The sequence below is a fragment of the Streptomyces griseobrunneus genome (assembly GCF_046713465.1).
GTDB lineage: Bacteria > Actinomycetota > Actinomycetes > Streptomycetales > Streptomycetaceae > Streptomyces > Streptomyces microflavus.
Genome location: NZ_CP177080.1, coordinates 2,357,047 through 2,376,358 on the forward strand (window position 1 = coordinate 2,357,047; position 19,312 = coordinate 2,376,358).

Genomic DNA, 19,312 nt, shown 5'->3' on the forward strand with positions numbered 1-19,312 from the left:
ATGGCTTCGGTACCCGCGGTCCTCAACTCCGAGTGGACCAAGATCCGTACGGTCTCCTCCACCACCTGGACGCTCATCTGCGCGTTCGCGGTCACGGTCGCCATGGGCGCGGCCCTGAGCGCCCTGCTCAACGCAACGTTCGACGACCTCTCCGAGGCGGAACAGGTCACCTTCGACCCGACGTTCGTCAGCTTCTCCGGGACGGTCCTGGGCCAGCTCGCCATGGTCGTGTTCGGGGTGCTCGTGGTCGGTACGGAGTACAGCTCCGGCATGATCCGCACCTCGCTGGCGGCCGTGCCGCAGCGCGGGACGCTCCTGTTCAGCAAGATCACGGTGGCCGGGGCGCTGGCGCTCATCGTCGGCCTGCTCACCAGCTTCGTCTCGTTCTTCCTCGGCCAGGCGCTGCTGGGCGACCGGGGCACCGACCTCGGCGCGGAGAACGTGCTGCGCGCGGTCGTCGGCGGCGGCCTCTACATGGGGCTGATCGCGATCTTCTCCATGGGTGTCGCGGCGATGCTGCGCAGCTCCATGCTGTCGCTCGGCATCCTGATGCCGTTCTTCTTCCTGGTCTCGCAGATCCTGAGCGCGGTGCCGTACGCCAAGGACGTCGCCCGGTACTTCCCCGACCAGGCCGGGTCGAAGATCATGCAGGTCGTCCCGAACGCGTTGAACAGCGATCCGGGGCCCTACGGACCCTGGGGCGGGCTCGCGATCATGGTCGCCTGGGTGGTGGCGGCGGTGCTCGGCGGTTACCTGGTCCTGAAGAACCGGGACGCGTAGAGGGCGTCCCGATCCCTGTGACGGCCCGCTCGCAGCCTGTGCTGAACTTGGCCGGAACCGTCAAGGCCTGGTTATCCTCCTAACTCTTACGGGGGTGTGCGGCCAGGTGGCCCGAGCCCCGAACGACAGAGTGAGTCGATGGGGCTGGAGAATGATCGAGGCAGTCGGCCTGACCAAGCGCTACGGCGCGAAGACGGCCGTGGACGACCTTTCCTTCCAGGTGCGGCCGGGGGCCGTCACCGGCTTCCTCGGTCCCAACGGGTCGGGCAAGTCCACGACCATGCGGATGATCCTCGGCCTGGACCGGCCGACGGCGGGCCGTGTCACGATCGGCGGGCACCCCTACCGGAGCCTGCCGAACGCTCCGCGCCAGGTGGGCGCGCTGCTGGACGCCAAGGCGGTGCACGGCGGGCGGACCGCCCGCACCCACCTGCTGTCGCTGGCCCAGCTGGCCGGGATCCCGGCCCGGCGGGTGGATGAGGTGCTGGGCGTCGTCGGGCTCCAGGACGTCGCCAAGCGGCGCTCCAGCGGCTTCTCGCTCGGCATGGGGCAGCGGCTCGGGATCGCCGCGGCGCTGCTCGGCGACCCGCAGGTGCTGCTCTTCGACGAGCCGGTCAACGGTCTCGACCCCGAGGGCATCCACTGGGTCCGCAACCTGATGAAGACGCTGGCGGCCGAGGGCCGCACGGTCTTCGTCTCCAGCCACCTGATGAGCGAGATGGCCCTCACCGCCGATCATCTGATCGTGATCGGGCGCGGCCGGCTGCTCTCCGACATGAGCGTCACCGACTTCATCTCGGCGAACTCCGCCGACTTCGCCCGGGTCCGGGTCCCCGAGAGCGCCCCCGAGCAGCGGGAGAAGCTGACGTCCTCGCTCATCGAGGCGGGCGGCAGCGTGATGTCCGAGCCGGACGGCGCCCTGCGCGTCACCGGGCTCCCGCTGCCGAGGATCAGCGACCTGGCCCACGGGGCCGACGTACGGCTCTGGGAGCTGTCGCCGCACCGGGCCTCGCTGGAGGAGGCGTACATGCGGATGACGCAGGGCGTCGTGGACTACCGCTCGACGGACGACGCCAAGGCCGGGCTCCTGGAACCCTCGCCGGCAGCCTACGGGGGCGCTCAGGGCGGTTACGGGGATGCCCAGGGCGGTTACGGAGCCGGGCCCGGCCACTACCCGCAGCACCAGCCGGCGGACGCGCCGCAGCAGAGCTGGTACGCCCCGCCGCCGCCCGGCCAGAACCCGTACGCGGCCCCCGGCCCGGCCACCGCACCTCCCCCGGCCGCCCCCGCCCCCAGATCCGCCCCCGAGCCCTCCCCCGCCGACCGGGCCGGGGAGCAGACCAGCGAGGACCCCCGATGACGACGCCGGCCGCCTCTCAGGCCCACGAGCACCCGCAGGCGAACGTGCCGGGCGGCCTGCTGGGGTACTACGAGTCGCCCATCCCGATCCGCCGCGCCACGCTCGGCGACGCGATCGCTTCGGAGTGGACGAAGATCCGTTCCGTCCGCTCCACCCTGTGGACCCTGGGCGTCATGATCGTGCTCATGGTGGCGATCGGGCTGATGTCCGCGCTGCTCATCGCCGCCGCCGACACCGATCTGGCCGGCGAGCCGGTCGTGGCACTCGGCTTCTTCGGGGTGCTGCTGGGCTCGATCTGCGTGATCACCCTCGGCGTGCTGACCATCGGCTCCGAGTACAGCACCGGCATGATCCGTACGACGCTGACGGCCTGCCCGAGCCGGGCCCGGGTGCTGACGGCGAAGGCGATCGTCTTCTTCCTGCTCGCCTTCGTCATCACCACGGTGACGGCCACGGTCGTCGCGGTGTTCCAGACGGCGATCCTGGGCGGCGGCGTCGACTCCGGCTCGGTGTGGCTGCGCGCCACCGTGGGGGTCGGGCTCTACATCGCGGCCCTCGGCCTGGTGTCGCTGGCGGTCGGCGCGATCATCCGGCACTCGGCGGGCGCCATCACGGTCATGATCGCCGTGGTGCTGCTGCCGCTGGTCCTCGCGCTGTTCATGTTCGCCGAAAGCCTGCGCGGCCTGCAGCGCTTCCTCTTCGAGTACTCGATCCCCAACCAGCTCGGCGCGCTGTACGGCTCGACGGTCACCGGGACCGGCCCGTCCGGCTGGGAGCCGCTGCTGCTGATGCTGGCCGTGGCGGCCGTGGCCATGGGCGGCGCCTACCTGGCGCTGGACCGGCGGGACGTCTGAAAAGGACGTACGGCTCTCAGTAGCGCGGCGCGTTCCTGGAGCGCTGCACCCGGGTGGTGCGGCGGTCCTTCGCGTTCCAGCACGCCTTGTGCCAGTGCCTGCGGTCCTCGATGCCGCCGAACTCGGGCCAGGCGACGAGGTGCGGGACGCCGGAGGGGATCTCCTGGTCGCAGCCGGGGCAGCGGTACCGCTTGCCCTGGGCGCTCGCGCCGCTCACCGGGCGCACCGACCACTGCTCGCCCTGCCAGCTCTCGGCCGCCCCTCCCCCGCCGTACCGCCCAAGCGCCGTACCGGGGTGCTCGTCGGGACTGTCGCCGCCACGGGGGCGGTTGCGGCGCGGGGACACAGGACACCTCACGGGGGCGGCTCGGGCACGGTGGGACCAAGCCTAGAGCCTGCCGCAGGGGGCAGGTGCCGGGTGGGGCGGACGGCGCGATCGGGCACGGGAGTGAGTTAGCGGAAAATCGCAACAATTTCTTCCCGGACCGTGCCTTTGGCACGTGTCAGACGTTGTTGCCAGTGGGGGAGACACCGCGTCGGCCGCAAGGAGGCAACACGCGATGCGCATCGGAACATTCGTTCTGGCAGCTCAGTTCCCGGGCCAGGGGCCGGGCGAGGCCCTGCACCGGGCCGTCCGGTCCGCGGAGGCGGCGGAGGAGTCCGGGCTCGACTCGGTCTGGCTGGCCGAGCACCACTTCGTGCCGTACGGGGTCTGCCCGTCCGCCACCACGCTGGCCGCGCTGCTGCTCGGCCGGACACGGCGGATCCGGGTCGGCACCGCCGTCAGCGTGCTGCCCAACCACCACCCGGTCGCCCTCGGCGAACAGGCCGCGCTGCTCCATCTGACCAGCGGCGGACGGTTCTCGCTAGGGGTGGGCCGGGGCGGTCCCTGGGTGGACCTGGAGGTCTTCGGGGGCGGTCTCGACGCGTACGAGAACGGCTTCCCCGAGGCGCTGGAGCTGCTGCTCGACTGGCTGCGGGAGCCGCGGGTCGCGGGTCGCGGGGAGCGGTTCGGCTTCCGCGAGGTGGCGGTCGTGCCGCGCGCGGACGAGCTGCTGGACGGGGCGGCGGGCGCGTCCGGGCCCGAGGTGATCGTGGCGTGCACCTCCCCGAAGAGCGTGCGGCTGGCGGCGGGCCGGGCACTGCCGATGCTGCTGGGCATGCACTGCGGGGACGAGGAGAAGGCGGAGATGGTCGCCCTGTGGCGTACGGCGGCCCGGGAGGCCGGCCATCCGGCGGAGGTGGTGGAGGGGGCCGCACATGTGTCCGCAGGGGTGGCCCAGATCGCGGACGGACCCGGCGACGCCACGGAGACCCTGGTGAAGACGATGCCCGGCTGGCTGCGCCAGGGGCTGGACGCCCATGTCACGGTCGACGCCCGGCACCGCGTGATGCGGGACCCCGTCGCGTACACGGAACTGCTGTGCGCACTGCACCCGGTGGGCCCGCCGAAGCTGGCCGCCGACCGGCTCGCGGCCACGGCCGAGCGGACCGGCATCAGCCGCTTCGCCCTCCTGGTGGAGGGGTCGGGCGACCTCGCGGCGACCGAGGAGAACGTGCGGCGGCTGGGCGCCGATGTGCTGCCGCTGCTCACCTGACCTGCGCTTGTGCATGCGGAATGACCTCGCGTGGAACTTGGAACCTGGAGCGTGGTGCGGTGGTACGGGAGCTGCCGCCCCGGAGCCAGTTGCACCTCCCGCGGCCCGAAGCGGCAGCAGAAGCGTTCAGCAGTCCCGTAGTTCGGGCGACTGGTTGAGCAACTGGCCCCTCACCGAAGTGAACTTGGCCAGTCGGTCGTCGACCGAGGCGTCCAGCGGGAACACCGCGACGCGGTGGCAGTTCTGGAAAGCGATACGCACTCCGAAGTGCCGCTGGAGCGCGCCGCGTATCGCATCACTCGCGAGCGCACGCAGCAGCTGACCACGTGCCTGCTCGTCCGGCGGCGGCGTCTGGTTGTCGGCGAACTGGCCGCCGTCGACCTTCAGCTGAGCCACCAGAGAGCTGATCATCTCCCACGCGAAAGGCAGGGAGGTCCGGACGCAGTCGACGAAGTCGGCTTCGTCGACCTCGCCTCGCTCGGCCTGTTCCAACAGCGCCGGTGAGACGTCGAGCGACATGGGTTCTCCTCTCGCGACCCCGGACGGTGACCGGGGCCTTACGGGCAGGGAAGGAGGGCGACGACGCAGCGTGCACGGGCGGCGACCTCCTGCATCCACGTTAAGCGTGCGGTGGAGGCCGCACCAGGAGATTGGGAACACAACCGGCCACTAACGAAGGGGCGCAAAGAGGGGCAAGCCCGCTTCACCGCCGCGCGCTGAGGAGCGAGTGACAGGGGTGGACGGATGGGGAAATCGCGTCGAACCCTTCCGGTCGAGTAGCGTTGCCGACCATGCGTCTCGTCATCGCCCGTTGCTCCGTCGACTACGCGGGCCGGCTCACAGCCCACCTGCCCTCCGCCCCCCGTCTGATCCTGGTGAAGGCGGACGGCAGCGTCTCGATCCACGCCGACGACCGGGCGTACAAACCGCTCAACTGGATGTCGCCGCCGTGCACCCTGAAGGAGGGCGCCGGCGATGAGGCAGGCGTCTGGACAGTGGTGAACAAGGCGGGCGAAAAACTGATCATCACAATGGAGGAGATCCTCCACGACTCCTCGCACGAGCTGGGCGTCGACCCGGGGCTCATCAAGGACGGTGTGGAGGCGCACCTCCAGGAGCTGCTCGCCGACCGGATCGAGATCCTCGGCGAGGGCCACACCCTGATCCGCCGTGAGTACCCCACCGCCATCGGCCCGGTGGACATCCTCTGCCGCGACGCGGACGGGGGGACGGTGGCCGTGGAGCTGAAGCGGCGCGGCGACATCGACGGGGTGGAGCAGCTGACCCGCTATCTGGAGCTGCTCAACCGCGACCCGCATCTCGCCCCGGTCAAGGGCATCTTCGCGGCCCAGGAGATCAAGCCCCAGGCGCGGGTGCTCGCGACGGACCGCGGCATCGGCTGTGTGGTGCTCGACTACAACGCGATGCGCGGCATCGAGGACGACAAGCTGCGCCTGTTCTGACCCGCCGCCCCTGAACGGCCGAAGCCGGGCACCCCTTCTGCGGGGGTGCCCGGCTTCCGTGTGTTCAGGCCGCTGCCTCGGTGGGGTCTTCGCTCTCCGCCGGGGCGTCGGCACTGGCACTGGCCGACTCGGCGGGGCCGCTGGCGGAGGAGGTGGTGTCCGGCTCGCCCGGGGGGTCCTCGGTCGGCGTCTCGGTCGGCGGGGTCGTCGGTGTCTCGGTGGGCGGCGTCGTCGGCGGTGTGGTGGGCGGGGTCGTCGGCGGCTTCGTCGGCGTGGTCGGCTTCCCGCTCGGGGACGGCCCGCCGGAGGTCGGGTCGTCGGTGGGCAGCCCGCTCGACGGCTCGCCCGTGCCCGGTGAGCTGCCGTCCGGCGACGAGGGGCCCGGGGAGGGGGAACCGGAGGTGCTGGGTGTGGCGGATTCCGAGGAGCCCGGGGCGGTGGGCGCCTCGTTGCCGGGGGCGCCGTCGTCCGGCGCGGGGCCGTCGTCCGGCTCGTCGGCCGGGGAGCCGTCGTCGGTGGCGTCCTCGGGGGACGACTGCTCGGTGGTGACGTTGCGGCTGCCCGGCTCCTCGGGGTCGCCCGCGGTGAGGCCGAGGGTGACGACGGTGCCGAGCACGGCGATCAGCAGCGCGCCCGCACCCGCGGCGGCCAGGTTGCGCCGGGCGCCGCCCAGGACCGCGCGCCCGCCGCCCTGCTTCGGTGCCGGGGTGCGGGGGGCGGTTGCAGGCAGCGAGGAGATGAGGGTGGGGTCCTCCTCGATCGTCTGCCGGGCGAAGAGCGGAGGACCCGGGAACGCGGCCGACGGCGTACCGGGAAGGAGGTCCTGGGGCACGGCGGGCACCTCGTCGCCCACCTGGGCCCGGACCGGGGTTTCGAGGCCGCCGGAGCGGTCCGCGACCAGGGCGAGGGCGCGGCGGCCGGCCACCGCCCCGGACTTGTCGGCGAGCGCGCCGCGCATGGAGATCGAGGTCTCCAGCTCCGTACGGGCCCGGTCGAGGTTCCCGGAACAGAGCGCGAGGATGCCCAACTCGTGGTGGAAGTAGGCCTCCTCGGCGACCTCACCGGCGATCCTGGCGGACTCCTGGCCGGCCCTGAGCGCCTTCTCCCAGGCGCCCCAGCTCAGCCCTGCCGCGAGGGCGGGAGCGGCGCTGCGGGCCAGCAGGACGGCCGCGCTGGCCTGGCCCGCCTCGGCATCGGGGATCAGGCGGCCCATGGCGGCGACGATCGCGTCGGCCTCGGCGACGGCCCGCTGCGGGGTGACCGAGGGGTGCGAGACCCACCATGCGTAGTGCTGGGCGGCGGTACGGGCGTGGGTGGCGGCGCTCTCCGCGTAGCCGCCGGCCTCCAGCTGGGCGAGGACACCGGCGGCGAGCCGGTAGCGGGGGCCCGCCGGGGAGAGCAGTCCACAGCCCGCGAGTTCGCCGAGGGCCGCGTCCGCATGGGTGTCGCCCACGAGGGCCGGCAGATGGGCCTGGTGCGGCACCTCGCCGCCGAGCGCGACGGTGAAGCGCAGGGTCTCGCGGGCCGCCTCGCTGAGCCGGGAGGCGAGCAGGACGGCGGGCGCCGCCCCCTCGCCGAGGCTCGGCAGCGGCACGTCCAGGGTCTCGGCGGTCGGCGCTTCGGGCACCGGCGGCGCGTCGCCCGGGCGTGGCTCGAAGTAGTCGTACTCGTCGAAGGCTTCGGGGTCGGTGTTCAGCCGGTCGCGCTGGCGCAGCAGGGACCCGGCCTGGACGAAGCGGAGCGGCAGCCCCTCGGACTCGAACCAGAGGTCGCCCGCCCAGTTCCGCTCGTCCTCGGTGAGGGGACGCTCGACGACCTTCTCCAGCAGCTCCAGGGAGGCGGAGCGGCCGAGGCCCGCGAGGAGGACCTCCTCCAGGTGGGCGTCGATGCCGGGGGCGGTGAGGTCGGGCGCGGTCCCCAGGAGGAAGGCGCACTCGGGGGTGGCTTCGAGGAGTTCGTCGAGGGCGGCCCCGCCGATCTCCAGGTCGTCGATGACGACGACGGCGCCGATGGAGCGGACGAGGGCGAGCAGTTCCTGGGGGACCGGGCGGTGCAGCGGGGCGCGGTAAACCGCGTCGAAGAGGCCGTACAGCAGGTCGGCGGTGGTGCGCCGGTGGCCGTTGAGGCGGACGACGCCGTCGGGGGCCAGGTCCGTGCAGTCTGCGGCGACGGCGTCCAGGAGGGCGGTGCGGCCGGAGCCGGCCTGGCCGGTGAGCCGGACGCTGCGGCCGCGGGCCAGCAGGCCCACCAGTCGCTCGTGCTCCTGGTGGCGTTCCAGCAGGGGGAGCTGCGGGGCGGGAGGGCCCGCCGGGACGGGCGGTGCACCGGCGCGCTCGTGGTCGGCGCGTTCGGCGGGGGTGCGGCGGACGGGTGCGTCGGGCTGCGAGCCGGGCGGGCAGGTCTCGACCTCGCTGCCGTCCACGGGGTTGACCGTGAGCAGGAGGTCGCCGACCGTGAGCTGGACGACCCGGACCTGCTGCGGTGTCTGCTGGCCGAAATCGGCACTGCCGGACTCGCGGGACGGCCGGCGCCGGCCGTCGGAGCCGTCGGAGCCGTCGGAGCCGTTGGAGTTCTGCCCGTACTCTTCCGGCCCCTGGTGTGTCGGGTCCATCGATAAGTCCCCCAGACGCGTCGCGCTCGGTTGCCCCTCCGGCCTCACACGCCCCGCTGTCGCTTCCGGTCCGGTGTCTGCCACGGGTGGGTGTCATGGGGCAGACGGCCGAACCCTAGACCTTCGCACAGTATCCACGCACGGGCGGGGTGCCATGCCGTCCGGGACGTCACATTCCGGTGAGGATTGCGCGTCTTCTGCCGCTGGGTGCGGTCCGTCCGGAGTCGGACGCGCGGCGGCGGAACGATTCCGTCCGAACTCAGACGCGCGGCAGCGATTCGGCGGCGAGCCCGCCCTCGATCGCCAGGATGCGGTGCAGCCGGGTGGCCACCAGGAGGCGCTGCATCTGCGGCGGGACACCGCGCAGCACGAGACGGCGTCCGGCCCGGCCCGCTCTGCGGTGGGCTCCCATGATGACGCCGAGTCCGGTGGCGTCCCAGGAATTCAGCTCGGTCAGGTCCAGCACGAGATCGCCGACTCCGTCGTCGACGGCCGAGTGGAGGACCGTACGGGCGTCCGCCGCGCTTCGGACGTCGAGGCGGCCCCCGACGACCAGCTCGGTGTGGTCGCCCCTGATATGCATATGCGCTCCCCTGCTGTTGCTCCGTAGCGAGGTCCGTCTGTCTCTTCTGTCTCTTTCACAACTGACTGCCGCAACGACAGGGAAGTTGCCGTCTGTAAGCGAACCGATACCGAATTCACTCGGTGGAGTGACGTCGGTTCGCCGGAGACCGGGCACTGCCGGGTACACTCCCCGGCTCCCCCGGCCCCGACGGCGGCGGGTCGGCGGGCCGGGGGTGCGGCTGCCGTCAGTACGTGTAGAAGCCCTGCCCGCTCTTGCGCCCGATGTCACCTGCGTCGACCATCCGGCGCATCAGCTCGGGGGCGGCGAACTTCTCGTCCTGGGACTCGGTGTAGATGTTGCCGGTGGCGTGGAGCAGGATGTCGACGCCGGTCAGGTCGGCCGTGGCGAGCGGGCCCATGGCGTGGCCGAACCCCAGCTTGCAGGCGGTGTCGATGTCCTCGGCGGTGGCCACGCCCGACTCGTACAGCTTCGCGGCCTCGACGACGAGCGCCGAGATGAGCCGGGTGGTGACGAAGCCCGCCACATCGCGGTTGACGACGATGCAGGTCTTGCCGACCGACTCGGCGAACTCCCGTGCGGTGGCGAGGGTTTCGTCGCTGGTCTTGTACCCGCGCACCAGCTCGCAGAGCTGCATCATCGGGACCGGCGAGAAGAAGTGGACGCCGACGACACGCTCCGGACGCTCCGTCACGGCCGCGATCTTGGTGATCGGGATGGCGGAGGTGTTCGAGGCCAGCACGGTGTTCTCGCCGACGACCTTGTCCAGGGCGCGGAAGATCTCGTGCTTGACCTCCAGCTTCTCGAAGACCGCCTCCACGACGATGTCCACGTCCGCGACTGCGTCGAGCTCGGTGGTCGCGGTGATGCGCGCGAGGGCGGCCTCGGCGTCGGACGCCTCCAGCTTGCCCTTGGAGACGAACCGGTCGTACGAGGCCTTGATGCCGTCCAGTCCGCGGGTCAGCGCGGCGTCGGTGACATCCCGCAGCACGACGTCCCAGCCCGCCTGGGCGGAGACCTGCGCGATCCCGGATCCCATGAGTCCGGCCCCGATGACGGCGAGCTTCCTGGCCACGTTCGCACCCCTTGTTCTCTGTCCGCGTCCACGTCCGCTTGCGCGGCATTTCGCAACGGCTCTTCTTATGCTCTCCGGCGGAGATTAGTACTCGCCGGGGACGCTGGGGCCGTGAAGAGATGCGCGTCACGTCTCGAATGACGGACATCACACCGGGACGCTTCATTCGGCTCCGCGCCGCGCGTAGTTGAGGCCCCGGAGGCTAACTAGGCTGGCCCCATGGTCAATCTGACGCGCATCTACACCCGGACCGGCGACCAGGGCACCACGGCCCTCGGCGACATGAGCCGCACCGCCAAGACCGATCTGCGGATCGCGGCGTACGCGGACGCCAACGAGGCCAACGCGGTGATCGGGACCGCCGTCGCGCTGGGGCAGCTGTCCGAGGACGTGGTGAAGGTCCTCGTACGGGTCCAGAACGACCTCTTCGACGTGGGCGCCGACCTGTCCACCCCGGTGGTGGAGGAGCCGAAGTACCCGCCGCTGCGGGTCGAGCAGTACTACATCGACAAGCTGGAGGCGGACTGCGACCGCTTCCTGGAGGAGCTGGAGAAGCTCCGCAGCTTCATCCTTCCCGGGGGTACGCCTGGGGCCGCGCTGCTCCACCAGGCGTGCACCGTGGTCCGGCGCGCCGAGCGGTCCACCTGGGCGGCGCTGGAGGTGCACGGCGATGTGATGAACGCCCTGACCGCCACCTACCTCAACCGTCTCTCCGACCTCCTGTTCATCCTGGCGCGGAGCGCGAACAAGGAGGTCGGGGACGTGCTGTGGGTGCCGGGCGGCGAGCGCTAGAGCCTGTCGGCCGACTCCCGCTCGACCGCGCCCTTCGGGGCCTGCTTCGGGAAGAACGTGTAGCTTCCGGCGATGATCAGGTTGATGCCGATCACCAGGCCCATCTTCTGCTGCCAGCCCCGCAGCGAGCTGATCCCGTCGCCCGGGCCGACGTACCAGATCGCCGCCTGGAGCAGGCCCAGCGCGACCACCGCGGCGAGGATCCAGCGGGCGGCCGTGCGCCACTCGTGGGCGGCGCGGGCCATCCCGTACTTCGGCGGCTTCACCGGCGGCGGGCCGCCGAACCAGCGGTGGGCGACCTGGGCGTCGACCCACTTGATGGTGTGGTGGCCCAATCCCACGGTGAAACCGATGTAGACGGCGGCCAGACCGTGCTTCCAGTCGGGCTCGGCCCCGTTCCGCAGGTCGATCACCGTCACCACCAGCAGCACGACCTCCAGCAGCGGCTCGCAGAGCAGCACGGCCGCGCCGAGCCTGGGCTTCCTCGCGACGTACCGCAGTGCGAGCCCGGCGGCCAGCAGCACCCAGAAAGCGACCTCACAGAGCACGACCAGAATGGCGATCACGGCTTTCTCCTCCCGTTGTCCTCCAGCCTCCCGGCCGCCGGGCGGCGAGGCGTCGTCAGCAGTGACGAAACGGGACTGCATCCTTCGATGTAGCCGCGCATCGGTCTGCGAAGGGAGGCCCGGCGGCGGTGGTGCGTGTTGGATGGAGGGGTGTTCACCTCGATCCGCCCCCACCGCGACGACGTGGCCCTCGCCGTCTCCGGGCTGCTCGGGGGGCTGCTCCTGTGGTGGCTCGGCCTGCACACCCAGGGCGGCCGCCCCTTCTCGGCACCCTGGATCACCCTCGTACCGCTGACCGTTATGGCCGCGATGGAGCTGCTGCGCCGCAGCGCCCCGCGGACGGCGCTGATCGTCGGCACGCTCGCCCTGGTCGCGGACCAGTTCACCCGGGGCAGCCTGGCCACCATCCTGATGTTCACGGACGTCATGTACGCGGCCGTGCTCTACGGGACCCCGGCCGCGGCCCGTCGGATCCCGGTGGCCACGCTCCTGATCACCGTCGCGTCCACCATCGGCTTCCTGGCCTGGTTCCGTACCCCCGAGGCGCTGCTGATCGGCGTCGTCACGGGGTTGATCTCCTTCATCCCCGCGATCACCGGCGTCAGCGTGCGCAACCACCGCACCGCCGCCGACGCCGCCCGGCTGGCCGCCCGGCAGACCGCGCGGCTGGCCGAGATGGACCGGACGCAGGCGGTGATCGCCGAGCGGGCCAGGATGGCCCGGGAGCTGCACGACATGGTGGCCAACCACCTCTCCGCCGTCGCGATCCACTCCACCGCGGCCCTGTCCATCGACGACCCGGAGACCTCGCGGCGTGCCCTCAAGGTGATCCGGGAGAACAGCGTCGAGGGGCTCGCGGAGATGCGCCGGCTGATCGGACTGCTGCGCGAGGGCGGCGAGGACGGTGCCCCGGCCGCCGCACCGACGCTGGCCTCCCTGGACGCCCTGGTCGAGCAGGCGAACGGCAACGGCGCGTCCAGCGGGCTGGTCTGCGTGCTGGAGGACACCCGGGCGGAGGCCGCCGTTCCGCTGCCGACGCCGGTCGAGCTGGCCGCGTACCGGATCGTGCAGGAGTCCCTGACCAACGCCCTCAAGCACGCGGCGCCGGGCCCGGTGACCGTGCGGCTCGACCTCGCCGGTGCGGTGCTGACGGTCGAGGTGACCAGTGTGTTCGGCAGCCGGCCGGGGCCCACGGCGCCGGGTTCGGGGGCCGGTCTGGTGGGCATGCGGGAGCGGGTGGCGCTGCTCGGCGGGACGTTCGGCGCGGGGGCCGAGGCGGACGGCGACGGCACGAAGATCTGGCGGGTACGGGCCGAGCTGCCCGCGACGGAAGGGACGATGAGGAAATGACGATCCGGGTGGTGGTGGCCGAGGACCAGGCGGCCGTACGGGCGGGGCTGGTGCTGATCCTCTCCAGCGTGCCGGACATCGAGGTCGTCGGGGAGGCCGGGGACGGCGAGGCGGCGGTGCGCCTGGCGCGTGAACTCCGGCCGGATCTCGTCCTGATGGATGTGCAGATGCCGCGGCTGGACGGGGTGTCGGCGACCCGGCAGGTTGTGGCGGAGGAGCTGGCGGACGTCCTCGTGCTGACCACGTTCGACCTGGACGAGTACGTCTTCGGGGCGCTGCGGGCCGGGGCCTCGGGCTTCCTGCTGAAGAACACCGATGCCCGCGATCTGCTGGAGGCGGTACGGACGGTGGCGCGCGGCGAGGGGCTGATCGCCCCGGCGGTGACCCGGCGGCTGATCGCGGAGTTCGCGGGGGCACGGACCGTACGTACGGCGGGTGCGGCCGATCCGGCGGTGCTGGACGCCCTGACCCGGCGCGAGCGGGAGGTGCTGGGGTGTCTCGGCGAGGGGTTGTCGAACGCGGAGATCGCGCTGCGGCTCTCGATGGCGGAGGCGACGGTGAAGACGCACGTCAGCAGATTGCTGGCCAAGCTGGGGCTGCGGAGCAGGGTCCAGGCGGCCGTGCTGGCACAGGAGTTGGGGGTCTGACCCCGGGCCGATTGCGGTCCGGTCCCGGCCCGGTTCCGGCCCTCGATCTTTGGTCCAGACCTCTTGACGATTGGTCCAGACCTTCCTAATGTCACCCAACACACACTGCGGTGAGTACGAGAGCACCCGTACTCAGGGCGGCGCAGGGTTTGCAGTCCACGAATTACCCCCTGTTTGCTGGACCTCACCCGAGGAGCACCGTTGAGCACTCAAGCCCCCCAACGCCGTGCCAGATTCAGATGGATACCCACCCGAAGCGGCAGATCCAAGGTCGTCGCGGGCCTCACCGCACTCGTCGTCCCGCTGGCCGCGATGGTGGGACTGGCCTCCCCCGCATCGGCCGCCGCGTCGGCCACCGCCACGTACACCAAGAAGTCGGACTGGGGCAGCGGCTTCGAGGGCCAGTGGACGGTGAAGAACACCGGCACCACCGCGCTCTCCTCCTGGACCATCGAGTGGGACTTCCCCTCGGGCACCTCGGTCGGCTCCGCCTGGGACGCCACCGTCACCAGCGCCGGTACCCACTGGACCGCCAAGAACCTCAGCTGGAACGGGACGGTGGCCCCCGGCGCCAGCGTCAGCTTCGGCTTCAACGGCTCCGGCCCCGGCGCCCCCACCGGCTGCAAGCTGAACGGCGCCTCCTGTGACGGCTCCACCGTCCCCGGCGACAACCCGCCCTCGGCCCCCGGCACCCCCACCACCAGCGATGTCACCAACACCTCGGTGAAGCTCAGCTGGAGCGCGGCCACCGACGACAAGGGCATCAAGAACTACGACGTCCTGCGCAACGGCGCCAAGATCGCCACGGTCACCGGCACCACGTACACCAACACCGGACTGACCGCCGGCACCGACTACACCTACACGGTCCAGGCCCGGGACACGATCGACCAGACCGGTCCGGTCTCGGCGTCCGTCTCGGTCCGCACCACCGGTGGTGGCGGCGAGCCGCCCGTCGGCGACAAGATCAACCTGGGCTACTTCACCAACTGGGGCGTCTACGGGCGCAACTACCACGTCAAGAACCTGGTGACGTCCGGCTCGGCGGCGAAGATCACGCACATCAACTACGCCTTCGGCAACGTGCAGAACGGCAGGTGCACCATCGGTGACTCCTACGCCGACTACGACAAGGCGTACACCGCCGACCAGTCCGTCGACGGCGTCGCCGACACCTGGGACCAGCCCCTGCGCGGCAACTTCAACCAGCTGCGCAAGCTGAAGGCCAAGTACCCGCACATCAAGGTCCTCTGGTCGTTCGGCGGCTGGACCTGGTCCGGTGGCTTCCCCCAGGCCGCACAGAACCCCGCCGCCTTCGCCCAGTCCTGCTACGACCTGGTCGAGGACCCCCGCTGGGCCGATGTCTTCGACGGCATCGACCTCGACTGGGAGTACCCCAACGCCTGCGGTCTGACCTGTGACACCAGCGGCCCGGCCGCGCTCAAGAACCTCGCCTCGGCCGTGAAGACGAAGTTCGGTGCGGGCAACCTGGTCACCGCCGCCATCACCGCGGACGGCTCGGCCGGCGGCAAGATCGACGCCGCCGACTACGCGGGCGCCGCCCAGTCCTTCGACTGGTACAACGTGATGACGTACGACTTCTTCGGCGCCTGGGCGGCCAAGGGCCCGACGGCCCCGCACTCGCCGCTGAACCCGTACACCGGCATCCCGCAGGAGGGCTTCACCTCCGCCGACGCCATCGCCAAGCTCAAGGCCAAGGGCGTCCCGGCCAAGAAGCTGCTCCTCGGCATCGGCTTCTACGGCCGCGGCTGGACCGGCGTCACCCAGTCCGCCCCCGGCGGCACGGCGACCGGCGCGGCCTCCGGCACGTACGAGGCGGGCATCGAGGACTACAAGGTCCTGAAGAACACCTGCCCGGCCACCGGCACCATCGCCGGCACGGCCTACGCGCACTGCGGCACCAACTGGTGGAGCTACGACACCCCGGCCACCATCGGCTCCAAGATGACCTGGGCGAAGAGCCAGGGCCTGGGAGGCGCGTTCTTCTGGGAGTTCTCCGGTGACACCGCCAACGGCGAACTGGTGAGCGCGATCAACGGCGGCCTCCAGTAACACCGACGGCCATCCCCACGCCGTAACGGCAAGCACCACCCCGGAAAAGCGCCGGGGAGACGGGTCCGCCCCCCGTCTCCCCGGTTTTTCGCTGTGTACGTACGCGCCCTGCGGCGGTCGTACGCCGCTACGCCACGTTCACCCTCTGGCCGGGCGGCGCCGCCTCCAGCCAGGCGAGGAAGCCGGTCAGGGCGTCCTCGCTCATCGCCAGCTCCAGGCGCGTCCCCCGGTGGAGACAGCCGAGCACCACGGAGTCGGACAGGAGCGCGAGCTCCTCCTCACCCTCCGGCAGCCGGCGGGCGATCACCTCGATCGCAGAACGCTCCAGGCCCCGGCGGGGGCGAGGAGCGTAGGAGAAGACACGGAACCAGTCGACGCGGTCGCCGCTGTAGCGGGCGACCCCGTAGACCCAGCCTTTGCCGGAGGGGTCCGGCTCTTCGGAGACGTCCCAGCGGAGGCTGCAGTCGAAAGTGCCTCCGGACCGCTGGATCAGCCGCCGGCGCAGACCGAAGACGAACAGTCCCACCAGGACCAGCACGACGACCGATGCGCCCACCCACAACGCGAGGACCATCTCCACCGACCTCCTCGCATCGTCGAGTAACGGATAACGAACCGAATCGAACTGAACTGCACCTGCATCGCCTCAGCCGCGACACGGCTGGATATATCCAGCTCGGGCCGCGGCTGAGTAAAAACTTCACTCCGTGGGGGTGCTAGTGCACCGCCACCGCGCGCAGACGGATCTCGGCGCGCCGCTCAGCGGCAGCGTCGGCATCCGACTTGGCGCGCTCCAGCGCACGCTCGGCGCGCTGGACATCGATCTCGTCCGCCAGCTCGACGATCTCGGCCAGCAGCGACAGCTTGTTGTCCGCGAACGAGATGAAACCACCGTGCACGGCAGCGATGACGGTACCGCCCTCGCTCGTGCGGATCGTCACCGGGCCCGATTCCAGCACACCGAGAAGCGGCTGGTGACCGGGCATGATGCCGATGTCGCCGGACGTGGTGCGCGCGACGACCAGGGTGGCCTCGCCGGACCAGACATTACGGTCCGCGGCGACCAGCTCGACATGCAGCTCAGCAGCCAAGGGGGCTCCTCGGGTCACCACCCGGCCGCCCGGCCGGGTGTCGGTTCAATTCTACGGGGCGTGGTGAGGGGGGTGGGACCAGGCCCACCCCCCTCGGTGAGCCGGAGGCTCAGGAGACGCCGAGCTCCTTGGCCTTCGCCTTGAGGTCGTCCAGGCCACCGCACATGAAGAACGCCTGCTCGGGGAAGTGGTCGTAGTCCCCGTCGCAGATCGCGTTGAACGCGGTGATCGACTCGTCGAGCGGCACGTCCGAACCGTCCAGGCCGGTGAACTGCTTGGCGGCGTGGGTGTTCTGCGACAGGAAGCGCTCGACGCGACGGGCACGGTGGACAACGAGCTTGTCCTCCTCGCCCAGCTCGTCGATACCGAGGATCGCGATGATGTCCTGGAGGTCCTTGTACTTCTGCAGGATCCCCTTGACGCGGCTGGCCGTGTCGTAGTGCTCCTGCGTGATGTAACGCGGGTCCAGGATGCGGGACGTCGAGTCCAGCGGGTCCACGGCCGGGTAGATGCCCTTCTCGGAGATCGGACGGGAGAGAACCGTCGTCGCGTCGAGGTGGGCGAACGTGGTGGCCGGAGCCGGGTCGGTCAGGTCGTCCGCGGGGACGTAGATCGCCTGCATCGAGGTGATCGAGTGACCACGCGTCGAGGTGATGCGCTCCTGGAGCACACCCATCTCGTCGGCCAGGGTCGGCTGGTAACCCACCGCGGACGGCATGCGGCCGAGCAGCGTGGAGACCTCGGAGCCGGCCTGCGTGAAGCGGAAGATGTTGTCGATGAAGAGCAGCACGTCCTGCTTCTGCACATCGCGGAAGTACTCCGCCATGGTCAGGGCGGACAGCGCGACCCGCAGACGGGTGCCCGGCGGCTCGTCCATCTGGCCGAAGACCAGCGCGGTCTTCTCCAGGACGCCCGACTCGGTCATCTCGTCGATGAGGTCGTTGCCCTCACGGGTGCGCTCGCCGACACCGGCGAACACCGACACACCGTCGTGCAGCTTCGCCACACGCATGATCATTTCCTGGATGAGGACCGTCTTGCCGACGCCCGCACCACCGAACAGACCGATCTTGCCGCCCTTGACGTACGGGGTCAGCAGGTCGACGACCTTCAGGCCGGTCTCGAACATCTCGGTCTTGGACTCGAGCTGGTCGAAGGCCGGGGCCTTGCGGTGGATCGGCCAGCGCTCGGTGATCTGCGCCTCGGCCTCCGGCTCGTTCAGGATCTGGCCGAGGGTGTTGAACACCTTGCCCTTGGTGATGTCACCGACGGGGACGGTGATGCCCTTGCCCGTGTCGGTCACCGGGGCCTGGCGGACCAGGCCGTCGGTGGGCTGCATGGAGATCGCCCGGACCACGCCGTCACCCAGGTGCTGGGCGACTTCGAGGGTCAGCGTCTTGCGGGCGCCGGCCTGGGCCGGGTCGTCCACGTCGACGTGAAGGGCGTTGTAGATCTCCGGCATCGCGTCGACGGGGAACTCCACGTCGACGACCGGGCCGATGACCCGGGCGACGCGGCCCGTGGCAGCGGCCGTCTCAACAGTGGTCGTCATTACTTGTCACTCCCCGCGGTCGCGTCGGCCAGAGCACTGGCACCGCCGACGATCTCGCTGATTTCCTGGGTGATTTCGGCCTGGCGGGCCGCGTTGGCAAGCCGGGAGAGGCTCTTGATGAGGTCCCCGGCGTTGTCGGTGGCCGACTTCATCGCGCGACGGCGGGCAGCGTGCTCGGAAGCGGCTGCCTGCAGCAGTGCGTTGTAGATACGGCTCTCGACGTAGCGCGGCAGAAGAGCGTCGAGGACGTCCTCGGCCGACGGCTCGAACTCGAACAGCGGAAGGATCTCGCCCTTGCGGGTGCTCTCCTCCGCGACCTTGTCGAGCGAAAGCGGCAGCATCCGGTCGTCGACGGCGTTCTGCGTCATCATCGACACGAATTCCGTGAAAACGATGTGCAGCTCGTCGACGCCGCCCTCAGCCGTCTCCTTCTGGATGGCCTCGATCAACGGGGCGGCGACGCGCTTGGCATCGGAGTACGCCGGGTTGTCGGTGAAGCCCGTCCAGAATTCCTCGACCTTGCGCTCGCGGAAGCCGTAGTACGCGACACCCTTGCGGCCGACGATGTACGTGTCGACCTCCTTGCCCTCACCGGCAAGGCGCTCCCGCAGCCGCTCCGCGGCCTTGATGGCGTTGGAGGAGTAGCCGCCGGCCAGACCGCGGTCGCTCGTGACGAGCAGGACCGCGGCGCGGGTCGGGGCTTCGGCCTCGGTGGTGAGCGGGTGCTTGGCGCTGGAGCCGGTCGCCACCGCGGTCACCGCACGGGTGAGCTCGGTCGCGTACGGCATGGACGCCGCCACCTTGCGCTGCGCCTTGACGATGCGCGAGGCGGCGATCATCTCCATCGCCTTGGTGATCTTCTTGGTCGCGGTGACGGCTTGGATGCGGCGCTTGTAAACGCGAAGCTGAGCGCCCAT

The 19,312-nt window shown here is 70.8% G+C and carries 19 protein-coding genes; 9 read left to right on the top strand and 10 right to left on the bottom strand.

The genetic code is table 11. The features are described 5' to 3' along the window. The 3 genes from ACK8N7_RS10275 (at position 1) to ACK8N7_RS10285 (ending at position 2,994) form a co-directional block, all read left to right on the top strand. On the top strand, positions 1-780 hold the full coding sequence (locus ACK8N7_RS10275; protein WP_403209814.1) for an ABC transporter permease: 780 nt from the start codon (positions 1-3) through the stop codon (positions 778-780). 151 nt (positions 781-931) lie between these two features. Next, positions 932-2,140: an ABC transporter ATP-binding protein gene (locus tag ACK8N7_RS10280; RefSeq protein WP_403209812.1), complete on the top strand. Its 1,209-nt coding sequence runs from the start codon at positions 932-934 to the stop codon at positions 2,138-2,140. After that, entirely contained in the window at positions 2,137-2,994 is an 858-nt protein-coding gene (locus tag ACK8N7_RS10285; RefSeq protein WP_403209810.1) for an ABC transporter permease, read from the top strand. Before ACK8N7_RS10280 ends, ACK8N7_RS10285 begins: the two co-directional genes overlap by 4 nt. Before the next feature lie 16 nt (positions 2,995-3,010). On the opposite strand, the gene ACK8N7_RS10290 is transcribed toward ACK8N7_RS10285, so the two are convergent. Then, entirely contained in the window at positions 3,011-3,340 is a 330-nt protein-coding gene (locus ACK8N7_RS10290) for an Rv1322 family protein (RefSeq protein WP_015611393.1), read from the bottom strand. Positions 3,341-3,554: 214 nt separating this feature from the next. On the opposite strand from ACK8N7_RS10290, the gene ACK8N7_RS10295 reads away from it, so the two are divergent. Next, positions 3,555-4,592, top strand: coding sequence for an LLM class flavin-dependent oxidoreductase (locus ACK8N7_RS10295; RefSeq protein WP_403209809.1), 1,038 nt, complete (start codon positions 3,555-3,557; stop codon positions 4,590-4,592). A 126-nt stretch (positions 4,593-4,718) separates the two neighbouring features. Here ACK8N7_RS10295 and ACK8N7_RS10300 read toward each other — a convergent pair whose 3' ends face one another. After that, positions 4,719-5,111 carry an SCO5389 family protein gene (locus ACK8N7_RS10300; protein WP_003966234.1) on the bottom strand — a complete coding sequence of 131 codons (393 nt, stop codon included), beginning with the start codon at positions 5,109-5,111 and terminating at the stop codon, positions 4,719-4,721. Between the two features lie 272 nt (positions 5,112-5,383). Here ACK8N7_RS10300 and nucS point away from each other — a divergent pair, with 272 nt between their 5' ends. Further along, positions 5,384-6,055: an endonuclease NucS gene (gene nucS / locus ACK8N7_RS10305; protein ID WP_015611391.1), complete on the top strand. Its 672-nt coding sequence runs from the start codon at positions 5,384-5,386 to the stop codon at positions 6,053-6,055. A 64-nt stretch (positions 6,056-6,119) separates the two neighbouring features. Here the strand turns inward: nucS and ACK8N7_RS10310 are convergent, their stop codons facing one another. The 3 genes from ACK8N7_RS10310 to ACK8N7_RS10320 form a co-directional block, all read right to left on the bottom strand. After that, complete coding sequence (locus ACK8N7_RS10310; protein WP_500441974.1) at positions 6,120-8,666, bottom strand: P-loop NTPase family protein; 2,547 nt, start codon at positions 8,664-8,666, stop codon at positions 6,120-6,122. A 259-nt stretch (positions 8,667-8,925) separates the two neighbouring features. Beyond that, positions 8,926-9,249, bottom strand: a complete 324-nt coding sequence (locus tag ACK8N7_RS10315; protein ID WP_403209805.1) for an STAS domain-containing protein — start codon at positions 9,247-9,249, stop codon at positions 8,926-8,928. A 226-nt stretch (positions 9,250-9,475) separates the two neighbouring features. Further along, positions 9,476-10,324: a 3-hydroxyacyl-CoA dehydrogenase family protein gene (locus ACK8N7_RS10320; RefSeq protein WP_403209803.1), complete on the bottom strand. Its 849-nt coding sequence runs from the start codon at positions 10,322-10,324 to the stop codon at positions 9,476-9,478. A 219-nt stretch (positions 10,325-10,543) separates the two neighbouring features. On the opposite strand from ACK8N7_RS10320, the gene ACK8N7_RS10325 reads away from it, so the two are divergent. Further along, complete coding sequence (locus ACK8N7_RS10325) at positions 10,544-11,116, top strand: cob(I)yrinic acid a,c-diamide adenosyltransferase (protein ID WP_403209801.1); 573 nt, start codon at positions 10,544-10,546, stop codon at positions 11,114-11,116. Here the strand turns inward: ACK8N7_RS10325 and ACK8N7_RS10330 are convergent. Next, entirely contained in the window at positions 11,113-11,682 is a 570-nt protein-coding gene (locus ACK8N7_RS10330) for a hypothetical protein (protein WP_500441977.1), read from the bottom strand. The genes ACK8N7_RS10325 and ACK8N7_RS10330 overlap by 4 nt on opposite strands. A 150-nt stretch (positions 11,683-11,832) precedes the next feature. Here ACK8N7_RS10330 and ACK8N7_RS10335 point away from each other — a divergent pair, with 150 nt between their 5' ends. The 3 genes from ACK8N7_RS10335 to ACK8N7_RS10345 all read left to right on the top strand — a co-directional run bounded on the left by ACK8N7_RS10335 (position 11,833) and on the right by ACK8N7_RS10345 (position 15,752). Then, the gene (locus ACK8N7_RS10335; protein ID WP_403209799.1) at positions 11,833-13,032 is read left to right on the top strand and encodes a sensor histidine kinase; all 1,200 of its coding nucleotides are present in this window, start codon (positions 11,833-11,835) and stop codon (positions 13,030-13,032) included. Then, entirely contained in the window at positions 13,029-13,679 is a 651-nt protein-coding gene (locus ACK8N7_RS10340) for a response regulator (protein ID WP_403209797.1), read from the top strand. Before ACK8N7_RS10335 ends, ACK8N7_RS10340 begins: the two co-directional genes overlap by 4 nt. A gap of 201 nt (positions 13,680-13,880) precedes the next feature. Then, the gene (locus ACK8N7_RS10345) at positions 13,881-15,752 is read left to right on the top strand and encodes a glycosyl hydrolase family 18 protein (RefSeq protein ID WP_403209795.1); all 1,872 of its coding nucleotides are present in this window, start codon (positions 13,881-13,883) and stop codon (positions 15,750-15,752) included. A gap of 127 nt (positions 15,753-15,879) precedes the next feature. Here the strand turns inward: ACK8N7_RS10345 and ACK8N7_RS10350 are convergent, their stop codons facing one another. From ACK8N7_RS10350 to ACK8N7_RS10365, 4 genes are all read right to left on the bottom strand, one after another. After that, on the bottom strand, positions 15,880-16,326 hold the full coding sequence (locus tag ACK8N7_RS10350) for a DUF2550 domain-containing protein (RefSeq protein ID WP_031122931.1): 447 nt from the start codon (positions 16,324-16,326) through the stop codon (positions 15,880-15,882). Between the two features lie 142 nt (positions 16,327-16,468). Beyond that, complete coding sequence (locus ACK8N7_RS10355) at positions 16,469-16,843, bottom strand: F0F1 ATP synthase subunit epsilon (protein ID WP_403209793.1); 375 nt, start codon at positions 16,841-16,843, stop codon at positions 16,469-16,471. Positions 16,844-16,952: 109 nt separating this feature from the next. Then, positions 16,953-18,395 (bottom strand): F0F1 ATP synthase subunit beta, encoded by a 1,443-nt coding sequence (gene atpD / locus ACK8N7_RS10360; protein WP_403209791.1) that lies wholly within the window; start codon positions 18,393-18,395, stop codon positions 16,953-16,955. Continuing rightward, a complete protein-coding gene (locus ACK8N7_RS10365) occupies positions 18,395-19,312 on the bottom strand; it encodes a F0F1 ATP synthase subunit gamma (RefSeq protein ID WP_015611379.1) in 918 nt (305 codons plus the stop codon). The genes atpD and ACK8N7_RS10365 overlap by 1 nt, the downstream gene beginning before the upstream one ends.

What these genes read in the sequence shown, in the direction of transcription:
- ACK8N7_RS10275 (WP_403209814.1), top strand. Translation starts at nt 1, where the DNA reads ATGGCTTCGGTACCCGCGGTCCTCAACTCCGAGTGGACCAAGATCCGT.
- ACK8N7_RS10280 (WP_403209812.1), top strand. Translation starts at nt 932, where the DNA reads ATGATCGAGGCAGTCGGCCTGACCAAGCGCTACGGCGCGAAGACGGCC.
- ACK8N7_RS10285 (WP_403209810.1), top strand. Translation starts at nt 2,137, where the DNA reads ATGACGACGCCGGCCGCCTCTCAGGCCCACGAGCACCCGCAGGCGAAC.
- ACK8N7_RS10295 (WP_403209809.1), top strand. Translation starts at nt 3,555, where the DNA reads ATGCGCATCGGAACATTCGTTCTGGCAGCTCAGTTCCCGGGCCAGGGG.
- ACK8N7_RS10300 (WP_003966234.1), bottom strand. Translation starts at nt 5,111, where the DNA reads ATGTCGCTCGACGTCTCACCGGCGCTGTTGGAACAGGCCGAGCGAGGC.
- nucS (WP_015611391.1), top strand. Translation starts at nt 5,384, where the DNA reads ATGCGTCTCGTCATCGCCCGTTGCTCCGTCGACTACGCGGGCCGGCTC.
- ACK8N7_RS10310 (WP_500441974.1), bottom strand. Translation starts at nt 8,666, where the DNA reads ATGGACCCGACACACCAGGGGCCGGAAGAGTACGGGCAGAACTCCAAC.
- ACK8N7_RS10315 (WP_403209805.1), bottom strand. Translation starts at nt 9,249, where the DNA reads ATGCATATCAGGGGCGACCACACCGAGCTGGTCGTCGGGGGCCGCCTC.
- ACK8N7_RS10325 (WP_403209801.1), top strand. Translation starts at nt 10,544, where the DNA reads ATGGTCAATCTGACGCGCATCTACACCCGGACCGGCGACCAGGGCACC.
- ACK8N7_RS10340 (WP_403209797.1), top strand. Translation starts at nt 13,029, where the DNA reads ATGACGATCCGGGTGGTGGTGGCCGAGGACCAGGCGGCCGTACGGGCG.
- ACK8N7_RS10350 (WP_031122931.1), bottom strand. Translation starts at nt 16,326, where the DNA reads ATGGTCCTCGCGTTGTGGGTGGGCGCATCGGTCGTCGTGCTGGTCCTG.
- atpD (WP_403209791.1), bottom strand. Translation starts at nt 18,395, where the DNA reads ATGACGACCACTGTTGAGACGGCCGCTGCCACGGGCCGCGTCGCCCGG.
- ACK8N7_RS10365 (WP_015611379.1), bottom strand. Translation starts at nt 19,312, where the DNA reads ATGGGCGCTCAGCTTCGCGTTTACAAGCGCCGCATCCAAGCCGTCACC.